This window comes from Methylomonas sp. HW2-6, assembly GCF_052474525.1.
Map to the genome: position 1 here is coordinate 1532201 of NZ_CP184124.1, position 20761 is coordinate 1552961.

The following is a 20761-nucleotide window of genomic DNA, read 5'->3' on the forward strand; positions in this document are numbered from 1 at the left end:
GCGCAGCCATGTTTTAGTAGTCGAACTTGACACTGACTGCGCCGTAGAAAGCGCGGCCGTCACCCGGTGAGTAAAAGGCATAACGTTGGCCGGCGCCATAACTTTCGTCATACCACAGGTATTCGCGCTGGGCGTCAGTCAGATTTTTGGCCTGGAATTGCAATTCGACTTCCTTGGTTACCTGATAGCCCAAGTCCAGATTCAATAGGGCGTATTCGCCATGTTTACCGGCGTCGTTGGCTTGATCGACGAAGTAGTTACCTTGGCCGCTGGTCCATAGCGATGAACGCAGTTGTTCGGTGACTTGGTAATCGATGCCGGCCGAAAACAGATAATTCGGCGTATTCACGACCTGGTTGCCGACCGTGTATTCCATGGTATTGGTGACAACCGCCGGTGGGTTGGTTATCTTGGCTTCCTGCAAGGAATAGGCCGCCCAGATGCCAAAGCGATCGGTCGGATAAACCTTGATTTCGATGTCGACGCCCTGGCGTTTGGTGGGACCAATCAAGGTCGAATCAGCACTGGCCAGATTACGGCTGATCTCGTTGCTGGCATCCTGCATCCAGTAGGCTACCCGGCCTTCCGCCCAGTCGACCGGTTGCAGTTTAAAGCCGACTTCCCAGCCGTCGTTCAGAGAAGGACCGGTATTTGATTGGTTGCGCCCGATAAAGGTGGCTTGCCCAAGTCCGACTTGGAAGGTTCGGCCCCAGTTGCCATACAGACTGTAACCCTCGATTGGCGTGATCACCGCGCCTATTTTGGGTTGTGAGATGGTGCCATAATCGTTGATCGGATAGGCGCCAAAGGTAGCGCCGGGACGGTAGCTGAAAAAGTTGCCGTCAATGACGTCGGCGCGATAGCCGGGCGTCAGTTTCAGCCATCGGGTGGGCTTGATTACCGCCTGAATGTAACCACCGTAATTCAGAAACGTCCAATGCTCGTCGTTGCGGATGTTGGTCGCACTGCTCGGGTTGGGTATGCCGTTGGTGGTTCGGTACTGTTTGTAGCGGTTTTCCTGTTGTTGGAAATCAAAGCCGGTTTCAATCGAGAAATCGTCCAGCCAACTGATTTGTGGGTGATAGGTCAACGACGTGATCGCACCGTACTGCACCTCGTCACGGTCGCGTTTGACTTGGGAGAACACCGGGTGAAATCGCACCAGGCGCTGATCATCGAAAATATTGCCGTACGCCTTGTTCGACCAGAACAAAGTTTCGCTCAAGTTGACGTCGAGATGGGCGCTAACCTGGCCTATTGTGCGCTTGCTGTAATCCAGCGGGTTGTGCGGTGTGGACTGAGTGGTACTGGCTAATTGCTGTTGATAACTCAGATAGCCCGGCTCTTGCGCGCCGGCCTCGCTCCAACGGGCGATTAAACCGGCTTTATATTTATCGGTTGGTGCGTAAAACCACTTGCCGGAAAAGCTGTTCTTATCCGAATCGCTACGATCGCGATAGCTGTCGCTGGCGCGATACGAAATCTGGTAGTTCTGAGAAAAGCCGTCCTTTTCGTAACCTAAACCGGATTGGATTTCGTGGGTGTCGAAACTGCCGTAACTCATCCGGCCTTTGACGTAATTGCCGCCGGTGGTGGTGGTCATGTTGACGTTACCGGCAACGTTATGCAGGCCGTAACGCGGATCGTTGGTGCCCCGCACCACCTCGATCGATTCGATATCCAGCGGAAACAAGGCATCCAAATAAGGCATGTTGCCGTCGTTCGAGTTGCTGGGAATGCCGTCGATCAGCAATTTCACCGCGTTGATCCTGCCTTCGCCGTTGAAGCCGCGGAACGAAAATTTGCCGGTGGTGGTGCCTTGGCCGAATTGGGTGATTTGGATGCCCGGCATCCGATGCATTAAGTCGAATGCGGTCAATACGTTCTGGTCGGCGATCTTGTCGGCATAGAGGATGTCGACTGATGTCGCGATGTCCTTGCTAGTCAATTTGCCGTTGTCCGGCTGTTCGTTGACCGTAACTTCGCCGAGCGAGATGATCGAATCGTCGCGGATGGCTTGAGGTTTCGGCGCCGGCGGGGCCTTCTTGATGGTAATCACGCCGCCGACAATCTCCGACTGCAGCCCGTGTTTATGCAGCAACCGGTCCAGCGCTTGCTGTACGGTGAATTCACCGCGCAGCGCATCGGCTTGAATGCCGTTGACGATCGAGTCGGCGTAGATCAATTTGGCGCCGCTGGTCTTTGCCAAACTGTCCAGGCTGGCGGCGAGGCTTTGGGCCGGCAGATCGAGTTTGCTCGATACGGCTTCGCCGGCCCAGGTATTGCTGGCGATTGCCAGAGACAGGGCCAGCATCGGCAAAACGATGCGGCGTCCGCTGCGCTGCCGGTCAGTTGGACTACTTGATAGAGTCATTTTCATCTCCTGATTTATGAAGGTTGGCCAGATCTGTGCCTGGGCATACCGTTCATAACGAAGCAGAACAAGGAAACTGGACAGTTTTGCCGAAAAAAATTGGTTCGGGGGAGTTCCGCGTAGCGGCTGCGCTTAGTGTTTGTGCAGTACGATAGTGTCTTTACTGCGTTGTACCCGTAGCGGCAATATGCTTTGCACGGCCTGTAGAAACGGCTGGAGATCGGTGGCGTCGAAACGTCCGCTTAGGGTTTGTCGGCCGAGCGACGCGTCGGCGAGCACGAAGTGAAGGCTATGGTAGCGTTCTAGTTCTTTGATTACGTCGGCTAGCGGCGTGTGGTCGAATAATAACTGGCCGCGGGTCCAGGCCAAAACCGGTTCGGCGTCGACTTTTTCCTGCCTCTGCCAGTGTCCCTCCGGATCGAGGCGGCGGCTGAATCCGGCGCGCAATGGTTCTCCCAGCCAACGGCTGCCGACCCGCATTTCCACTTCCCCTTCCAACACCGCAACGGAGGTGCCGTCGGCATCCTGATGGCGGACATTGAACAGCGTGCCGATATCGCTAATGTGCAGTTTCCCGGCATGGACCCGAAACGGACGCCAGCGCTCGTGGGCGACCTCGAATACCGCTTCGCCTTGCTCCAGTTCGATATCTCGGCGTAACCAGGATATGCGGGTTCGCAGGCGAGTAGCGGTGTTCATTTCCAAGCGCGAGCCGTCCGCCAGCGCCAATGTGCGGCGTTCGCCGATTCCGGTTTGGTAAGTAGTGGTTGGTGTGGAGAATTCCTGCCATGCTCCGCCGAGTACCGTCGCCAGTAATATCCCGGACAAGAGTTGCCGGCTATGGCGCCATCGTTGCGGACGAACCGATCTGGCCTGGTTCAATTCCGCCAAGTCTTGCGACTTCAGCGTGTCCAGATTGCCCCAAACTTGTTCGACTTCGCAAAAGGCGCGGCGATGCTCCGCACTTGCCGCCAGCCATTGCTCGAATTGCTGGCGTTCTGCGGCGGCGACATGCTCTGATTGCAGCGCTACGAACCAAGTCGTGGCCTGCCTCAGAGTGCGTTGCGAGGGCGAGGTTGATGACATCGGGTGGTACCAGGTTAGTCAACGGAGTTAACTCTTAGTCAGTTTAGCCGGTTTTGCTAAACAAGAGTTGAGACGTATCGGTCGTGGGGTGCTAAGGCAACATGTCCAGGCAATATTGGTGGCAATGCAGCATCGCTTTGACCAACTGGCGCTGTACGGTTTTTTCGGATACGCCCAGCCGATCGGCAATTTCGCGGTAACCGAGTTCGTCTACCTTGCGTAGCAACAATATGTGGCGGCATTGCGCCGGCAAGGCGGCGATCGCTTCCAGTACCCGGCGGTAACGCTGAGTGACGATTGCGGCGTCCTCCGGTTGCGGCAGCGGGCAAAGGGCGTCTTCCGCTAACGGCTCTTGGCGGGCGCTGTGGCGCTGGTTGTGGCGGACGAAATCGATTGCCAGCCGCTCGGCGGTGCGGAACAGGTAACCGCTCAGGTTGTCGGTATGGACCAGCCCGTCTTTCCGCAACAGGCGTAAATAGGTTTCCTGGCTCAAGTCCTGTGCCGTGTCGGGGCATTTGACGCGCTGTAACAGAAAATGCACGATCGCTTCCTTATGGTCGCGGAATAGTGCGGCAACCTGATCGGCGGGAATGGCGGCAGCGGACAAGACGGGCTCCGGTGAGAACAGATGGAGTTAGATTGAAGCAATAAATTTGCCAGTCGAGCAATCGGGATATAAGTAGCGGATTTCAAGGCCGCGGGAGGATCAGCCGGCAGAAGAACGTAGGTAGAATAATTAATCTAAGTTAAATGACTCAATCGTGTCGGCATATCACGCAGTTTTATGCGCTTCAAAATATTCGACTACGAACCAAATCGGCCAAGGTTAGGCCGCCGATACGGAATTTTGCCGGGAGGTGTATGACGGCCGCCGATAGCTTGCTGACCTCGGCTTGGGGTTTGCTATATCATGCCGCTACCATCAATTAAAAAATTCCAAGGGGGAGGCTATGGATAAACTCAGAGCGCTGGGTCTGGGACCCGCCGGTCAAGACGAGCAGGCGGTGAAACGCCAATTGCATCTTTACATCAATTTAAAACTGGCATCCTGCGGCCAGCCGACATGTATTGATCACGCGTCGGCCCAATTCATGGATACCGCTCAGGATTTATTGAACAGCTACCTGGAAAAAAGCCGGCAATTGGCCAGTTCCTCGTTGTACCCGGCCGACCGTCGGATTCAGGATTTTCTCGAGCGTTATTTAGGCGATGTGGGTCTGGACAAGATATCTTCGTTGCCGACCATGACCTTCGAGCTGGATCGCCACGGCGTAGCGCGCGAATTGTCGCTGCCGATGGGCGAAGATGAATTTCGTTCCGAAATCGTGTCCAGTTTCCGCGTCAAACAGGGGGTGTTGCATAATCCGGCCAGCGACCGCCGTACCACCCAAGGCTCGTTTCATATCGCCGAAGGCGGTTTGCCGGTGCCCGGCGACAAAAAACAGGTGCCGAAGCTGACCTTCGCCTTGATGCTGGCCGAAGCTCTGAATCCGCCGCCAGACTTGCTGACCCTGCCGTTTACCGCCAATCAGCCCCAGCCGGCGCGCATGTTCGCCTCCTTGCTGCTGCGGCCGGTGGTTTGCCCGGAAATCCCTGGCGTTGCAGCCGAAAAATCGATGGAAATCCGTTTTTTCGCCCCTGGAAATCTGGTCAGCAACCTCGATTTCGTCGAGAGTATTTTCGGCAACGGCGGCAATCCGGCCTTGCCGGAATGCGACGCGGCGCTGGACGTCGAACATTGGTCCGGCCACAGCGGCTGCGTGATTCTGGCGCCGCATCTGGTCAAGCTCACCAAAAAACAGTTGGGCTTGCCGCACTGGGATGATGCCAGCGAACGCCAGCGCGCCGAAGGCATGTGTTGGCAGAACCCGGCCGAACTGTATAACGACGGCCAGGCCTTTAAACTGACCGCCCGCGATCGTTCCGGCGTCATTGTCACGCTCGTCGCCGACAACTATTACGGCTACTGCAAAAAGGAAGTGAAAACCCAAATCAGCTATGCCGCCAATCTGTTCGGTTTGGCCGAGGAGGAGCATGCCGGCGGCGCGCTGGCCTTCCGCCGCTTCAACCACGGCGACGAATTCGGCATCGGTAGCCTGACCCGCGAGCCGGGCTATGATTTCGACGACATGGTTTATCGTTACGGCGCCATCATGGACATGCAGCCGGAAGGCTACGCCATCGACAAGCAATATCCGGACATCATTTACGTGCCGCAAGACCTGCGGATGAGCCTGAACAACCAGAAAATCACCTGGATCAGAAACGGCCAGAGCCATAGCATCCGGCTGCAACCGGGCAAGATTTACGTGCAGCCCAACGGCTATAAGATCGAGATGTGCAAGCACCCCGGCGCGCCGTCCTGGCGGTTGATCGGTACCGTCGCCGAAGGTACCTTTTGCCACAAGCCGTGTACCGTGTCCGGCGGCGGCAAGTCGGAAATTTCCAAATCCATCGAGGATGCGGTGATTTACGGGCCGTTGTTCGTCGACGACTTGCAGCACGATCTGGACCGGGTGCAGGCGATTTTCGACAAGGATTACACCGGCCGCTTCCTGCCGGGCTACGAGCACGAAGATCGCGATTCGGCCCGCAAGATTCTGAGTCCGGAGCGCAGCCTGGGCTCGGTGATCAAATTATTGACGCCGTCCAGTTATCACACCCCGGAGTTCAACAACTGGCTGAAATCGATTCCGCCCAGCATTCTGGCGTTGGTGTTCCTGATCAAACGTTTTTACCGCGAGGAGTGGGGCGAACACTGGCGTGACCATTTGTCGGTGGATGTCATCGACGGTGCGCCGGGCCACGAGCTGAAACTGAACCAGCGGAAGATCGTCGCCACCTATTTGCGGGTCGGTTTCGACGCCGAAGGCGGCTGGCGTACGTTTAAAGTTCGCCAGGACTACATCGCCTGCGAGAAAGTGCAGATGGAAGACGATATCAGCGCCTCGGTGGTGGTACCGACCACGTCAGTACAGCCGTGGTTACCGGATACCGGTTACCAGATGAGCTTGAAACTGGTCACCAACTGCGAATACCGGCTGTTTCAGCGGCCGGACGATGCGATCATCCCCGGCTACGACAAGCAGACCGAAGCCAACATGTCCGGCCCCGGCAATTTCATGGCTAATTTCGAGCCGTTGGATCCGGCAAAACTGGCCGCGGTGGTCGAAGACGTGATGACCTTCTCCAAATTTACCCCGCCGATGCAAAACCTGTTGAGCGATGCCTATCAGGACGGCAAGGGCTTTGTCGTGTCTTCCGCGCATCCGCGTTTGGTGGATGGCAAACCCTCGAAAAATCCGCGCTACCTGGAAACCCGGGTCGATGTGGTCAAGCCGCTGCGTAAATATGTCGCCGAAGTCGGGGCCCGCCTGCACCGGAAGATTCCGCTGAATCAGCCCTTGTGCCATCCGGTCGATGCGGTGCTGACCGGCCGGCGCAACAATCCGCCCGAGCCTGGAATCCGGCCGCTGGCGGTTTACAACCCGATTCATTACCAGGAGTTGCCGGAGCTGTTCATGGACTTCATCAGCTCGCTGACCGGCAAGTCGCCGTCGACCACCGGCGCCGGCAGCGAGGGCGCGCTGACCAAAGGCCCGTTCAACGCCTTGCGCGGCATCACCGACCTGAACAACACCTTGGTGTCTTATATCCTGACCGGCTATCCGGGGTTTTCCAGCTCGGCCGGTCATATCGGCCCCGACACCCGGGTCGACCACGACATCAGCTTGTTGATTCCGGAAATCTGGGCCCGCTTGTCGCGGCAGGAACGCGAAGCCGATTACCTGTTGCAACACGGTTACCTGGAGCCGTTGACCGATTTTGAGTACAAAGGTCAACTGGTCATGGCCAGCCGGCTCGGCTACCGCATCACCAGCCATTTCGTGCATAGCCTGATGGGCAAGATCTTCGACAATCCTTACGCGGTGTTCACCGACGAGATCCTGCAACCGGAACGGCAAGACCTGGAGGTGTTCGTCGACGGCGTCAACAACATCGTCGAGACCCAGCAGCGGGTGGCCCAGCAATATCTGGACGACGGCAGTATCGAAGACGCCTGCCCGCCATTGTATGCGCTGCTGCACATCATGGCGCTCGGCCATTACGAAGGTAAGGACGCTCACCATCCGGAGATCAGAGCCATGTTTAGCCGCGAGTATCTGCTGGCGGCGGATTGGTACCATGAGCGGCTGGAACTCAAACAGCAGCGGGAAATGGCTTTGTGGCGGCGCCACGTCGGCTATCTGGAGGGATTTTTACGCGACAACAGTCATCAGGCCGTGGTTGGCGAATTGAAGCTGGCGGAACGGTTGCAGCAAGCGCAACGCAAACTGCAGCAAGTGTCGGGTCCCGAGTATTTGAAATCGCTGGTCGGTACTTTGGGCGCCGATCCGCTGGGGCCTTACCGCTGCCTTAACGCATAAAGCCCGATAGCCTTCTGGCCGTCCGGATCCTTAAAACCGGGCGAACAGCCGGCGAAATTCGTCTATTGGCAGCGGCTTGTGGAAGAAATAGCCCTGGCCGCGGTCGCAGTTGTTCTGCTTCAATAAGGTCAATTGTTGCTCGGTTTCGACGCCTTCGGCTTGGACTTTCAGGTTCAAGCCGTGCCCCAAGCCGATGATCGAGCGCACGATGCAGGCGTCGTTCTGGTTGTCGTAAATGTCGGCGACGAAGGATTTGTCGATTTTCAGCGTGTCCACCGGAAACCGTTTCAAATAACTGAGTGATGAAAAGCCCGTGCCGAAATCGTCGATCGCCAGCCGAATGCCGAGGTTTTTCAAGTCTTGCATGTGCTTGATGGCGGTCTCGATGTCGTCCACCAGCATGCTCTCGGTAATTTCCAGTTCCAGGCGTTCGGCCGGAAAACCCGTTTCGCGCAGAATGTCGCCCACACTGTCGACCAGTGTGGTTTTCTTGAACTGCCGCACCGACAGGTTGATAGCCAATAGCAGGTTGCGCTCCCGCAACGGTGAACACATATAGTCGCGGCAGGCCGTGCGTATCACCCATTCGCCGATTTCGACGATTAAGCCGCTGTTCTCGGCGATCGGGATGAATTCGTCCGGACCGACGGCGCCGAGCTCCGGCGTCCAGCGCAGTAATACCTCAGAGCCGATGATGCTGCCGCTGGCCAGATCGACTTGAGGTTGGTAGACCAGCGAGAATTCGTTGCGGGCCAGGCCGTGGCGCAAATGATTTTCCAGGTTAAGCCGGCGCAGAGATAAGGCGTTGGACGCGGCGTTGTAGAATTCGAAAGTGTTACGGCCGTGCTGTTTTGCCAGATACAGTGCGTCGTCGGCGTGTTTCAGCAATTGTTCGCTGGTGGTGGCGTCCTGCGGATACACGCTGATACCGAGGCTGGTGCCGACGAACAATTGGTGGTCGTCGATGAAATACGGCTCGTTGATGGTGTTGATCACGCGTTGGGCGATGTCGCCGGCGTCGGCGGGACTGGTCAGGTTCAGGCCGATCAGTGCGAATTCGTCGCCGCCGAGGCGAGCGACGGTTTCTTGCTGGCGCAAGCAGGCCGCAATTCGTTTCCCGACTTCGATCAGCAATTTGTCGCCGACCAAATGTCCCAGGGTATCGTTAATGTTTTTGAAACGGTCCAGATCCAGGTAGAACAGCGCAAAGATCTGCGGATTGCGCTTGGCCAGGTGGATGGCTTGTTCGAGCCGTTCGTTGAACAGCGAGCGGTTGGCCAGATCGGTCAACGGGTCGTAGTACGCCATATGGCGAATGATTTCCTCGGTATCCTTGCGGTCGCTGATGTCGTGAATGATGGAAACGAAATGGCTGATCGAATTGTCGTCGGCCAGGATCGGGGCGATCGATTCCAGACACCAAAACAGTTCGCCGTTTTTCTTGCGGTTCAAAAATTCGCCGTGCCAGGCGGTGCCGCTCAACAGGGTGGTCCAAAGATTCTTGTAGGTGTCTTCGGCGGTCAGGTCTGACTTCAGCAGATTGGCTCGGCGCCCGATCACTTCGTCCGCCGTGTAGCCGGTAATCTGGTAGAAGGCGGGATTGCAATATTCGATTTGGGTTTGCGCATCGGTGACCATCACCATGCTGGAGCTGTATTGCATCGCCAGGGTGAGTTTGCGCAGCTCGCGTTCGGTGTTTTTGTGATTCTCGATCTCCCTGGCCAGCGCCGAATTTGCCGCGACCAATTGCGCTTGGCTGGGGATAGCCAGGATTTTCGGAACCAACGGCCAAACTAACGCGGCTGTGCTGATCGAAACCATTGCCGTCGCCAGTTTGACGAAACCGGACAGCCAATAGTCCGGTATCCAGACATTCCAGATGCTGAGCAAGTGGGTCGTGCCGCATAGAAAGATGAACAGGCCGAACAGCCAGTAAATCCAGCTGAACGGAATGTCCAGGCGCTTTTTCAGGATGTAGAGCAGTGCGAACGGGATCGAGTAATAAGACAAAACGATTAGCGCGTCGGACACCACGTGCAGCATCAGCAGATCGCTTTGCCACATATAACATTGGCCGTGCGGCATGTACGGGTGAATGTCGAACAGGTGATCTGGCATGTTTCGCTCGCTTTGGAGTTTCTCGAGCGCCGGAAAGCTGTCGGGCGAGGCACCGACGATCCGGCCCTGCGGGTTGGGATACTCGCGTTCCGTGCGGCTGGCTGGCAAGCTTAACGTAAATTTTCGCTAAAACAAACAAGTTAAGCGGCGGAGGCTATCGGCACCGGAAAGGCTGTCCAAGTGCCGTAGATCGGGATGCACCGCCCGCCGCAGCCTAGCCGGAAGCGTGCGGGCTTTAATCCCGTGGAGATAGATATGTCGGCGCGACCCGGCAGACTAAAGCGTTATGCAGGGCTGCAGGCTGGGTTTGACGAGCGTCAAGGAGGCGACACCCGCCGGATCAGCCTTTGCGCTTGGCTTTCTTGCCCTTGTTTTTAATCGATTCCTGAGCGATCAAAGAGCGGGCCAGTTTGCGCAAACCGTTGGAAGAAACTTCCAAGCCCAACGGTGAGCCGATCGATTCCAATTCGTACATCAAGTCGGTCGCGGCAATCAGCGTGACGTAACGCAATTTTTCGCCGCCCGGCAATTGGCTGGAGGCGTCGCGCAACAACGGGGCGAAGGTATCCCACGAGCTGTTGAAAAACTTGCGCACCGGGTCGTTCTCGGCGACCGATTCGCTGCTCAGGCCTTGCTCGAAGGCCGTGCCGGCTTTTTGCAACACTTCGTGCAGTTTGGCTCGGGTGTCCTCGGCATTGCCGCCCAACTGGGCAGTGGCGATCGATTTGTCCAGGGAAGCCTGCCAGTTTTGCCAAAGCGCGCGCCATTGTTTCAACTCGGTTTCGGTTAGAACTGCGGCCGGTTTGACGTTGTTCGGGTTCGGGTTGTCGGCCGTGTAGCCCAAATTGATTTGTAAGCCGTTGGCGTCGGCCTTGGCTTGGTTGAAGCGCAAGCTGTTGATCGTATCGTGCAAGTCTTCGCTGTGATCGGCGGCGATGTAAGGCACCAGAGCTTTAGCGATGTCCGGCCGGACCTGGTTCAAGTCGATTTTCAAACCGGACAGTTTCGGTTCGGCGGCTTTCTTGATCAAGGATTGCAACTGGCTGATATTCAGCGGCTGGCCGTTGCGGTCGAACGCGTTGAGCTGGGTGACCGGAAAGCTCAGCACATTTCCCGAAGCGTCCACGGTGGGTTGCTGAAAGGTCTGCAGGATACCGGACCATTCCACCAGCGCCATGCATTTGCCGCCCAAAGCAGTGCCGATTCGGGCCTGGACGTTGTTCTGGATTTTGACTTGGCCGTTTTCGCCGCTGATTTGCGGATGGTCCAGGTCGAGATAGCTGCATTGTTTGCCGTCTTTCCAGGCCCGCACCGATTCGTCCGGGCCGGTGTAGAGTTGGTTAACCAAAACGCTCTTGATAAAGCGGTATTCCATCGGCACTGGAATATTAATTTCGCGGGCTAGACCGTTCTCAGCCGTCAGCAGCAGTGCGGTAGAGATTAAAACGGTACGCAATATTGACATGAATTTACTCCTTAACGTTGTCGGGCGCTGTTGGATTAAGCGCGGCGGTGCCGCGGTAAGCCGATGAAATGGGGTAACGCCGGTCGCGGCCGAAGGCTCTGGGCGTAATGCGAATGCCCGGCGGCGATTGCCGGCGTTTGTACTCGTTGCGGTCGACCAGCGAGATGGCGCGTTCGACCGCGTCGCGCGGATAGCCCAGGGCGACGATGTCGGCGGCTGATTGGTCCTGCTCGATGTAGAGGGCCAGAATCGGATCCAGAATCGAGTAGGGCGGCAGCGAGTCTTCGTCTTTTTGGTCCGGCGCCAGTTCGGCCGACGGCGGCCGGGTGATGACCCGCTCCGGAATCACCGGCGACAGGCTGTTGCGGTATTCGGCCAGTTTATAAACCATCAATTTGGACACATCCTTCAACGGCGCAAAACCGCCGGCCATGTCGCCGTAAAGCGTGGCGTAGCCAACGCTCATTTCGCTCTTGTTGCCGGTGGTCAGCAGCAGTTTACCCTGCTTGTTGGATAAGGCCATCAGCAATACGCCGCGGCAGCGGGCCTGGATATTTTCCTCGGTGGTGTCTTTCCGGCTGCCGGCGAACAGGGGCGCCAGCATCTGGTTAAAGGCGTTGACTGCCGGTTCGATCGGTAGGGTATGGAATTTCACGCCGAGGGCTTCGGCTTCCAGTCTGGCGTCTTCGTTGCTGATGTCGGCGGTATAGCGCGACGGCATCGCCACCGCCTCCACCCGGTTGGCGCCGAGCGCGTCGGCGGCCAGTGCCAGTACCAGCGCCGAATCGATGCCGCCGGACAGGCCCAGAATGGCGCCGTGAAAGCCGTTCTTGCGCACGTAGTCGCGAATCCCAAGCAACAAGGCCTTGTATTCGCTGACGATGGGCTGGTACAGCGCAACGATGCCGGTTCGGGCCGGTAAAGTGCCGTCGAATTCGACTACATCGAGTTGCTCTTCGAATTCCGCCGCGCGATAAACCACTTCGCCGCTTTTATCGGCGACGAACGAGGCGCCGTCGAATATCAGTTCGTCCTGGCCGCCGATCTGGTTGACGTACACCAGCGGGATGCCGGCGGCGCGGACATGATTGCAGATGATGTCCTCGCGCTGCTGCATCTTGCCGGCGTGGAACGGCGACGCATTCAAGGCCAGCACGATGTCGGCGCCGGCATCGCGGTTAGCGGCCATGGTGGCGGGCAGCCAGACATCCTCGCAGATCGTCAGTGCCAACTTGCGGCCATTGGCTTCGAATACGCAACAGCCGGTTCCGGGCTCGAAATAGCGTTGCTCGTCGAACACGCCGTAGTTGGGCAGCGCGGTTTTATGGTATTCGGCGACGATGGCGCCGTCGCGGATGGCAGCCGCGGCGTTGTACAACTTGCCATCCCGGCGGCGCGGGAAGCCGATCACGGCGACGATGCCTTGAATTTGCGCGACCAGTTGCCGAACGGCCTGTTCCGATTGAGCCAAGAAATCGGCTCGCAGCAACAGGTCTTCCGGCGGATAGCCGGTCACGCACAATTCGGGGAACACGACGATGTCGGCTCGCCGCTCGCGGGCTTGTTCGGCTGCGGCCAGGATTTTGCCGACGTTGCCGACAATGTCGGCAACGGTGAAATTGAGTTGGGCTAACGCGATTTTCAACGGCATTGGCTACTTCGAAAAACAATCCCGCATGGCCGCACCGATATCCGACGGCGAACTGACCATGCTGACGCCGGCCGCTTTCATCGCTGCGACCTTGCCTTCTGCCGTGCCGCTGCCGCCGGTGACGATGGCTCCGGCGTGGCCCATGCGTTTACCGGGCGGTGCAGTCTGGCCGGCGATGTAACCGACCACCGGTTTCGTGACCTGGGCTTTGATGAATTCCGCGGCCTGTTCCTCGTCGCTACCGCCGATTTCGCCGACCATGACGATGCCCTCGGTTTGTGGATCGTCCTGGAACCGGCGCAACACGTCGATGAAGTTCATGCCGTGGATCGGGTCGCCGCCGATGCCGACGCAGGTGCTCTGGCCCAAGCCTTCGCGGGTGGTTTGGTGCACCGCTTCGTAGGTCAGGGTGCCGGAGCGGGAGACGATGCCGATTTTGCCGGGCTGGTGAATATGGCCGGGCATGATGCCGATCTTGCATTGGCCGGGCGTGATCACGCCGGGGCAGTTGGGGCCGACCAGTAAGGATTGGGTGCCCTGCATCGCGGCTTTGACTTTCAGCATCTGCAGTACCGGAATACCCTCGGTGATGCAGACGATCAATTCGATGCAGGCCGCGACCGCTTCCAAAATCGCATCGGCGGCGAAAAACGGCGGCACGTAAATCATCGTCGCATTGGCGCCGGTGGCTTTGACCGCTTGCTCCACCGTATCGAACACCGGTAGTTCCAGGTGAGTGGAACCGCCGCGGCCCGGCGTGACGCCGCCGACCAGTTGGGTGCCGTAGGCCAGGGCCTGTTCGGAGTGGAAGGTGCCTTGTTTGCCGGTAAAACCCTGGCAAATGACTTTAGTGTTTTTGTCGATCAAAATGCTCATCAGGCCACCTCCTGCGCCAGTTTCACCGCCAATTCGGCGGCTTGGTTCAAATTGTCCGCCGGCACCAGCCCGAGCCCGGACTGGCTTAACATGGTTTTGCCCTGCTCGACGTTGGTGCCTTCCAAGCGCACCACGACCGGAATGGTCAAATGCATTTCCTCGACCGCAGCCAGAATGCCGGCGGCGATCACATCGCATTTGACGATGCCACCGAAAATATTGACCAGCACGGCCTTGACGGTGCCGTCCGACAAAATCAGTTTGAAGGCCTCTTTGACCTTGTCTTTGTTGGTGCCGCCGCCGACGTCCAGGAAATTGGCCGGCGCGCCGCCTTTTAATTTGACCATGTCCATCGTCGCCATCGCCAGGCCGGCGCCGTTGACCATGCAGCCGATGTTGCCGCCCAGCGTGACGTAGTTCAGATCGAATTGCTTGGCCTCGGCTTCCTTGGCGTCTTCCTGCGATGCGTCGCGCAGCGCGGCGATGTCGGGATGCAAAGCGATTGCGTTATCGTCGAAATTGATTTTGGCGTCCAAGGCGACCAGTCTGCCGTCTGCGGTTTCGATCAGCGGATTGATCTCGATCTGGCTGCAATCCTTGGCCAGAAACAACTGGTACATGCCGTTCAAGATGGTTTGCAGTTGGCCCTGTTGTTCCTTGCCCAAACCGAGTGCGGCGCCGATTTGCCGGCCTTGGTAAGCTTGCAGTCCGGCCGCCGGATGCACCGGCACTTTGACGATTTTTTCCGGGGTTTGGGCGGCGACTGCTTCGATATCCATGCCGCCGGCCGCCGAGGCGATGAAAATCAGGCGTTCGCTTTCCCTATCCAGCAGCAGGCTCAAATAAAACTCGGATTTGATCGCAGACGCCTCTTCGATCCAGACGCTGTTCACCGGCAAGCCGGCGGCATCGGTCTGGTGGGTAACCAAACGCTTGCCCAGCATCTCTGTGCTGAATTGGCCCGCTTCTGCTGGGCTGTCGGCGAGTTTTACGCCGCCGGCTTTGCCGCGGGCGCCGGCGTGGACTTGGGCTTTGACCACGCACTTTACCCCACCCAATTGCCGAGCGGCTTCCTGAGCTTCCGCGGCACTGGCCGCGACCAATCCGCGCGGAACCGGGATGGCAAAGTCGTTAAATAGTTGTTTCGCCTGGTATTCGTGAATATTCATCTAGGTGCTCCATATTGAGGCGGGCATCGCGGCGTTTTGAGTTGGTGCTATGATTGCCGGACGCTAATTTTAACCAACTCCTGAAAAAACGACGGGCAATGCGAATGCCAGCGGCCGATACTTTATACCCCTGTCCCTTTTCCAAAGGTTACGGTATTCCCAGTCGGCAGGCCTGGTTGATGCTGAAAATCTTTGCCTTGTACCGTTTCGTAACCGCCAGCCTGTTCGCAATGCTGTTTTATTTGCGTTTCGGTCCGTCCCTACTCGGCTCTTACGACACCGCATTGTACCAGTTCGCCAGTTTGGCTTATTTGGCGATTTCGCTGATTGCCGCGCCAATCGCATTTAGGCTGCGGCTGGGTTACGCCCGATTGGCTCAGATTTTTATCTTTACCGATATCATCTTGATTACGCTGATGATGCATGCCAGCGGCGGGGTCGGCAGCGGAATTGGCATCTTGCTGGCGATTTCGATTGCGGCCGGCGGGCTGTTGGTTGGCGGGCGGTGTGCGATCTTGTTTGCCGCGTTGGCGAGTGTGGCGATTCTGACCGAAGAGGTTTACGCGATCCAGACCCGGGCGTTTGAAACTACCACACTGACCTATGCCGGCATGCTTGGCGTCGCATTCTTTTCGATCGCCTATCTGTCGGTGATACTGGCGCAGCGGGCCGAGCAGGCCGTGATTCTGGCGCAACGTCACGCGCAGACCATTGCCCGGCTGGAAAGCTTGAACCGCTACATCATTCAGCATTTACAATCCGGCATCATGATTGTCGACGACGGCGAGGCGACCCAGCTATCCAACCACTCGGCATTGCGTTTATTGGGGCTGGAACGGCAGCCAGCCACCCTAGCCGACATTTCGCCGCAACTGCAACAGGCTTTCGAATTGTGGCGCGAACAACGGGAGCAGGATTTTGCCATCGTGTCTTTGCCCGATCGAAGTGAAATTCAAGTCCGGTTCTCGGCACTTATGATGGACGGCGAAAACTTGAATATGTTGATTTTCGAAGACATCGCCCTCTACAACCAGCGTCTGCAACAAAGCAAACTGGCTTCTTTGGGCCGATTGACGGCGAGTATTGCCCACGAAATTCGTAACCCGCTATCGGCGATCAGTCATGCCGGCCAATTGCTGGCCGAGTCCCGCGCCTTGGACGCCCAGGATTTACGCTTAACCGAGATCGTCCGGGTTCATTGCCAGCGGGTGAATGGTATTATCGAGGACATTCTCAAGCTGTCGCGGCGCACGCCCTCGCATAAGCAGACAATCGCGCTGGACCAGTGGCTGCCGGCCTACTTGAGCGAGCAACGGCTGAATCTGGGGCTGAAAAAAGACACGTTTAACTTGTCGTTTAAGGCCCAAGGCCTGGATGCCTACATCGACGGCGGCCATTTGAAACAGATTCTGGATAATTTGTGCGCCAACGCGCTGAAGTATGGTCGCCCGGAAGCTGGATCGCTGATGATCGAAGCGGGCCTGGCTCAAGGCTCGCCTTACATCAGCGTGATAGACAACGGCCCGGGCATCGGCGCCGACAATCTGCAGCATCTGTTCGAACCGTTTTTCACCACGTCTCACCAGGGTACCGGGCTGGGGCTTTATATCTCCAGGGAATTGGCCGAATTGAATCGGGCGGAGTTGTATTACGCGCCCGGCGAAAAATCCTGTTTTACCTTGTTATTGGCGAACGCCGATCGTGCGGCGATTGAAATATGAATATGCCTGTTACTTTGTTGGTTGACGACGAACCCGATATTCGGGAGTTATTGGAGATCACGCTAAACCGGATGCAAATCCAAACCTGCTGCGCGGCGACGCTAGCCGAAGCCAAGCATTGGTTAGCCAGCCGATCTTTCGATTTATGTCTGACCGACATGCGCTTGCCGGATGGCGACGGCCTGGAACTGGTCGATTACATTCAGAGCCAAGGCTTGCAATTGCCGGTGGCGGTGATTACGGCCCACGGCAGCATGGATGTTGCGATCAAAGCCATGAAAAAAGGCGCTTTCGATTTTCTGTCCAAACCGGTCGATCTGGCGGTATTGCGGCAGTTGGTCAGTCATGCCTTGCAAATCTCGCTGAACCGGGTGGCGGAAAAAGAACGCCGCACCCGCGATTTGTTGCTGGGCGAGTCGATGCCAATGCGCAATATCCGCTCGAAGATCGATAAGGTCGCGCGGAATCAGGCGCCGGTATATATCAGCGGCGAGTCCGGTTCCGGCAAGGAGTTGGTGGCACGACTGATCCATCAGCAAAGCCCCCGTAGCGATAAGGCATTCGTCGCCATCAACTGCGGAGCGATCCCGCATGAATTGATGGAAAGCGAGTTCTTCGGCCATAAAAAGGGCAGTTTCACCGGGGCGGTCAGCGACAAGCAGGGCTTGTTCCAAGCTGCGGACGGCGGCACCCTGTTTCTGGACGAAGTGGCCGATTTGCCGTTGGCGTTGCAAGTCAAATTACTGAGAGCGATACAAGAAAAGAAAATCCGGCCGATTGGCGAACAACACGAGATTCCGGTGGATGTGCGTCTGTTGAGTGCCACCCACCGGGATTTAGCCAAAATGGTTCAGGAAGGCAGTTTTCGGCAGGACTTGTATTACCGGATCAACGTCATCGAACTGAATTTGCCGCCGTTACGGGCACGGGCGGCCGATATTCCGCAATTGACCGCACATTTGTTGCAAGGGTTGGCCCGTAACAACGGCATTGCCAAGCCGGAATTATCCGATGCGGCGCTCAGCGCGTTGAAGCAATATTATTTTCCCGGCAACGTTCGCGAATTGGAAAATATTCTGGAGCGAGCTTTGGCGTTACATGAGGGCGGCGTGATTCAGGTAGACGATCTGAATTTGCCGATGGGCTTGGATTTGGCTGTGGCCGAAGATTTCAATGCCGAAAAAATGTCGCTGGAAAGCTATTTGGAAGATATCGAGAAAAAGGCATTGAGCTCGGCCCTGGAAGAAAACCGCTGGAACAAAACGGCGACAGCCAAATATTTGGGGATGAGTTTCCGCTCATTGCGTTACCGCTTGAAGAAACTCGGCCTGGAATAAGGGCCGGCAGCCTGTCGCCCGCAAGGCTGCCGCAGGCGCTGCGTGGTTACTGGTATTTGTCCAATGTTCTCAATTGTTGCAGCGCGGCCTGAATTTTGGCATTGGCGGCCTCGTCCAGCTCATTGTTCTTGTAAACCTTGTCCAGCAGGCCTTCTTCTACCAGTGCATCTTTAATCCAGCGTTTGGCAAAGGCGTAGCTGGCCGGAAACTTGGCGACTTCGCCGGTTTTCGGATTTTTCAGGCTGTCGGCGTTAGCGGCCGGTTTGGTTGTGGCCGGTTTGGCCGGAGCGGCCTTGGTTGCGGTTTTTGCGGAAGGTTTGGCGGGGGCTGGTTTTGCGGATTTTTCTGCGGTTTTGACGGCGGCGGGCGGGGCGGCTGGTTCCGGCTGCGGCGCCGGTTTGACGGCTTCAGGTTTTGCTGCCTCGGCTTGCGGGCTTTCCGACGTGTCTTTCTTCCCCCCCAGCACTACAAATATCACATAAGCCACAAAAATAGTGGTCGCTATGAAAAGCAATTCAGCCATAGTCCTTCCCCCCTTGTTTTAATTTTATTTATTAAAGTTTAAGCACGATGTAAAGGCAAATATTGTTGCCGAATCCGAATATACCAGAGCAAAGCATGCCGGTAAACTAATTGGCCGGCCGATATCAACGGGAATTTTCCCCGAATAACTCTAATTGATCGTGGTCGTCGACTTCGGGGCAGCGAACAATATTGCATTGGAAACCTGGCTGTCGATTAAATTGCGGTCGGGTTTCCCGAATGCGTAACCCTGGCCGAAATTAACGCCAATTTCTTTTAACTTGAGTGCGGTACCGGTGGATTCGACAAATTCGGCAATGGTTTTCTTGCCCAGTTTGGAAGCGATTTCTACCATCGATTTCACCAGAATCTGGTCGGTTTCGTTTTCCAGCAGGTTTCTAATAAATTGGCCGTCGATTTTTACGTAATCGACCGGAAAGGTTTTCAGGTAATTGAAGGAACAAAATCCGGCGCCGAAATCGTCGAGCGCGAATTTACAGCCCAAGGAGCGGATTTTGTTGATCATGTGCCGGGTCTTGTCGAAGTTGTCGACGGCGGCGGTTTCGGTAATTTCGAAGGTCAGGCGGCCGGCATCGATCCAGGTCATTTCCAGCTTGTCGCTGATCGTAGACAACAAATCCGGGTATTGAAAAGCGGTACTCGACAGGTTAATGGCCAGCGACACGTATGACATATACGACGGCAACGCCGCCAGAAAATCGATCGCGCTTTCCACCACCCATAAGTCGATTGCATGGATTAAACCGGTGCGCTCAGCGACCGGAATGAATTGGTCCGGGGTGATGATCTCGTCGCCCTCGCCGCGCATTCTGAGCAAAACTTCGTAATGGGAAATATTGCCGTCGGTCAACTGCACCACGGGCTGGAACACCAGAAACAAATTGTTGTCGCGCAATGCCCTACGGATTAACGGCACCCAATAGATATCGCGTCGCCTTTCCTTGACGGTAACGTCTTCGCTGTTATACACGCAGACCTTGTCGCGGCCTGTATTTTTCGCGAAATTGCAGGCCTGGCGTGCATGCAGGATCATTTCCCCCGGATGAAAGGCCGATACCGAGTTGTCCAGCGTGGCAATACCGATCGAAACCGAGGCGCTGTAGCAAACCTCGCCGGTGAAAAAACGGAAATTGTCGACCGTATTTTTGATGGTTTCGGCCAGTATCTGCGCCTGCTTTTTGGTCTTGTTCTCGACGAACAGGCAAAACTCGTCGGCACCGATGCGGGCGAACAGGCTGGCCGGGGGGGTTAGTTTGCGGACCAGAATGGCCAGCTCCACCAGCAGACGGTCGCCGACTTCGAAACCTTCCAACTCGTTGATCAGGCTGAAGCGGTCAACGTCGATGAACAACAACGCGCCGTCTTTTTGGGTTTTGTTGCTGCGATTCAAAATCAGCCGCAACTGGCGTTCGAAGCTGCTGCGATTGAACAAGCCGGTTAGTTCGTCGTGCGCGACCAGAAACTTGAGTTTGGCGTCGATGACGTTTTTTGCCGCCAACTCGTTAATCAATTGCTCTTCCTGGCGCTGACGAAGTTGGCGTTCTTGTTTCAGACTCAGCAGAAATTTCACCGCCAGCAACAACTCCTGAGTATTGACCGGGGTGTGGATTCTATAAGTGAGGCAATCGGTTTCCGGTTCGATCGAACAGTGATCGGAGGGGCAATCGAAGTTTTCGTTGTCCAACAAGACCACGGGAATCACCGAAGCCGCCGCGGTGCTGGAAAGGTTGCGGCACATTTCATGGACTTTGCACAGTGGCAAAGCCGTATTCAAGACGATCAGGCCGATGGCTTCCGGGGTGCTGCTGTGCGGGCGCAGTAGTTGGTAAATTTGCTCGCCGCTGCCGGCTTGGCTGATATTGGTAAAGCCTTTGGCCTTAAGCGTGGAAACGATCTTCAACGCCGAGATTTCGTCGTGTTCCGCTACGACGATGAGTTTTTCTTTGAGCGCGTCACTGGCAAACATTTAATACCATCCAGGTATTTGTTGAAAA

At 56.5% G+C, this 20761-nt stretch carries 13 protein-coding genes; 3 read left to right on the forward strand and 10 right to left on the reverse strand.

Translation table 11 applies throughout. The features are described from left to right. Window positions 1–13: 13 nt before the first annotated feature. The 3 genes from ACH518_RS08120 to ACH518_RS08130 form a co-directional block, all read right to left on the reverse strand. Window positions 14–2374, reverse strand: a complete 2361-nt coding sequence (locus tag ACH518_RS08120) for a TonB-dependent receptor domain-containing protein (protein ID WP_445372528.1) — start codon at window positions 2372–2374, stop codon at window positions 14–16. A 132-nt stretch (window positions 2375–2506) separates the two neighbouring features. Then, a complete protein-coding gene (locus ACH518_RS08125) occupies window positions 2507–3460 on the reverse strand; it encodes a FecR family protein (RefSeq protein ID WP_445372529.1) in 954 nt (317 codons plus the stop codon). A gap of 91 nt (window positions 3461–3551) precedes the next feature. Further along, window positions 3552–4067 (reverse strand): RNA polymerase sigma factor, encoded by a 516-nt coding sequence (locus ACH518_RS08130; RefSeq protein WP_140910809.1) that lies wholly within the window; start codon window positions 4065–4067, stop codon window positions 3552–3554. Window positions 4068–4410: 343 nt separating this feature from the next. Here ACH518_RS08130 and ACH518_RS08135 point away from each other — a divergent pair, with 343 nt between their 5' ends. Then, window positions 4411–7887, forward strand: coding sequence for a hypothetical protein (locus ACH518_RS08135; protein WP_445372530.1), 3477 nt, complete (start codon window positions 4411–4413; stop codon window positions 7885–7887). Window positions 7888–7917: 30 nt separating this feature from the next. Here the strand turns inward: ACH518_RS08135 and ACH518_RS08140 are convergent, their stop codons facing one another. From ACH518_RS08140 to sucC, 5 genes are all read right to left on the reverse strand, one after another. Next, window positions 7918–10005, reverse strand: coding sequence for a putative bifunctional diguanylate cyclase/phosphodiesterase (locus tag ACH518_RS08140; RefSeq protein ID WP_445372531.1), 2088 nt, complete (start codon window positions 10003–10005; stop codon window positions 7918–7920). 340 nt (window positions 10006–10345) lie between these two features. After that, a complete protein-coding gene (locus ACH518_RS08145) occupies window positions 10346–11470 on the reverse strand; it encodes a hypothetical protein (protein ID WP_445372532.1) in 1125 nt (374 codons plus the stop codon). A 4-nt stretch (window positions 11471–11474) separates the two neighbouring features. Then, window positions 11475–13121 carry an NAD+ synthase gene (locus ACH518_RS08150; RefSeq protein ID WP_445372533.1) on the reverse strand — a complete coding sequence of 549 codons (1647 nt, stop codon included), beginning with the start codon at window positions 13119–13121 and terminating at the stop codon, window positions 11475–11477. Between the two features lie 3 nt (window positions 13122–13124). Beyond that, on the reverse strand, window positions 13125–13997 hold the full coding sequence (gene sucD, locus ACH518_RS08155) for a succinate--CoA ligase subunit alpha (RefSeq protein ID WP_445372534.1): 873 nt from the start codon (window positions 13995–13997) through the stop codon (window positions 13125–13127). After that, the gene (gene sucC / locus ACH518_RS08160; protein ID WP_445372535.1) at window positions 13997–15166 is read right to left on the reverse strand and encodes an ADP-forming succinate--CoA ligase subunit beta; all 1170 of its coding nucleotides are present in this window, start codon (window positions 15164–15166) and stop codon (window positions 13997–13999) included. The genes sucD and sucC overlap by 1 nt, the downstream gene beginning before the upstream one ends. A gap of 104 nt (window positions 15167–15270) precedes the next feature. On the opposite strand from sucC, the gene ACH518_RS08165 reads away from it, so the two are divergent. Beyond that, entirely contained in the window at window positions 15271–16887 is a 1617-nt protein-coding gene (locus tag ACH518_RS08165) for a sensor histidine kinase (protein WP_445372536.1), read from the forward strand. Further along, complete coding sequence (locus tag ACH518_RS08170; RefSeq protein WP_445372537.1) at window positions 16884–18224, forward strand: sigma-54-dependent transcriptional regulator; 1341 nt, start codon at window positions 16884–16886, stop codon at window positions 18222–18224. Before ACH518_RS08165 ends, ACH518_RS08170 begins: the two co-directional genes overlap by 4 nt. 46 nt (window positions 18225–18270) lie before the next feature. Here ACH518_RS08170 and ACH518_RS08175 read toward each other — a convergent pair whose 3' ends face one another. After that, window positions 18271–18747, reverse strand: a complete 477-nt coding sequence (locus tag ACH518_RS08175; RefSeq protein WP_445372538.1) for a hypothetical protein — start codon at window positions 18745–18747, stop codon at window positions 18271–18273. A 150-nt stretch (window positions 18748–18897) separates the two neighbouring features. After that, entirely contained in the window at window positions 18898–20733 is a 1836-nt protein-coding gene (locus ACH518_RS08180) for an EAL domain-containing protein (RefSeq protein WP_445372539.1), read from the reverse strand. Window positions 20734–20761 lie beyond the last annotated feature (28 nt).

Excerpts from the sequence above, each read along its gene's own strand:
- ACH518_RS08120 (WP_445372528.1), bottom strand. The coding sequence starts at position 2,374 with ATGACTCTATCAAGTAGTCCAACTGACCGGCAGCGCAGCGGACGCCGC.
- ACH518_RS08125 (WP_445372529.1), bottom strand. The coding sequence starts at position 3,460 with ATGTCATCAACCTCGCCCTCGCAACGCACTCTGAGGCAGGCCACGACT.
- ACH518_RS08135 (WP_445372530.1), top strand. The coding sequence starts at position 4,411 with ATGGATAAACTCAGAGCGCTGGGTCTGGGACCCGCCGGTCAAGACGAG.
- ACH518_RS08140 (WP_445372531.1), bottom strand. The coding sequence starts at position 10,005 with ATGCCAGATCACCTGTTCGACATTCACCCGTACATGCCGCACGGCCAA.
- ACH518_RS08145 (WP_445372532.1), bottom strand. The coding sequence starts at position 11,470 with ATGTCAATATTGCGTACCGTTTTAATCTCTACCGCACTGCTGCTGACG.
- ACH518_RS08150 (WP_445372533.1), bottom strand. The coding sequence starts at position 13,121 with ATGCCGTTGAAAATCGCGTTAGCCCAACTCAATTTCACCGTTGCCGAC.
- sucD (WP_445372534.1), bottom strand. The coding sequence starts at position 13,997 with ATGAGCATTTTGATCGACAAAAACACTAAAGTCATTTGCCAGGGTTTT.
- sucC (WP_445372535.1), bottom strand. The coding sequence starts at position 15,166 with ATGAATATTCACGAATACCAGGCGAAACAACTATTTAACGACTTTGCC.
- ACH518_RS08165 (WP_445372536.1), top strand. The coding sequence starts at position 15,271 with ATGCCAGCGGCCGATACTTTATACCCCTGTCCCTTTTCCAAAGGTTAC.
- ACH518_RS08170 (WP_445372537.1), top strand. The coding sequence starts at position 16,884 with ATGAATATGCCTGTTACTTTGTTGGTTGACGACGAACCCGATATTCGG.
- ACH518_RS08175 (WP_445372538.1), bottom strand. The coding sequence starts at position 18,747 with ATGGCTGAATTGCTTTTCATAGCGACCACTATTTTTGTGGCTTATGTG.
- ACH518_RS08180 (WP_445372539.1), bottom strand. The coding sequence starts at position 20,733 with ATGTTTGCCAGTGACGCGCTCAAAGAAAAACTCATCGTCGTAGCGGAA.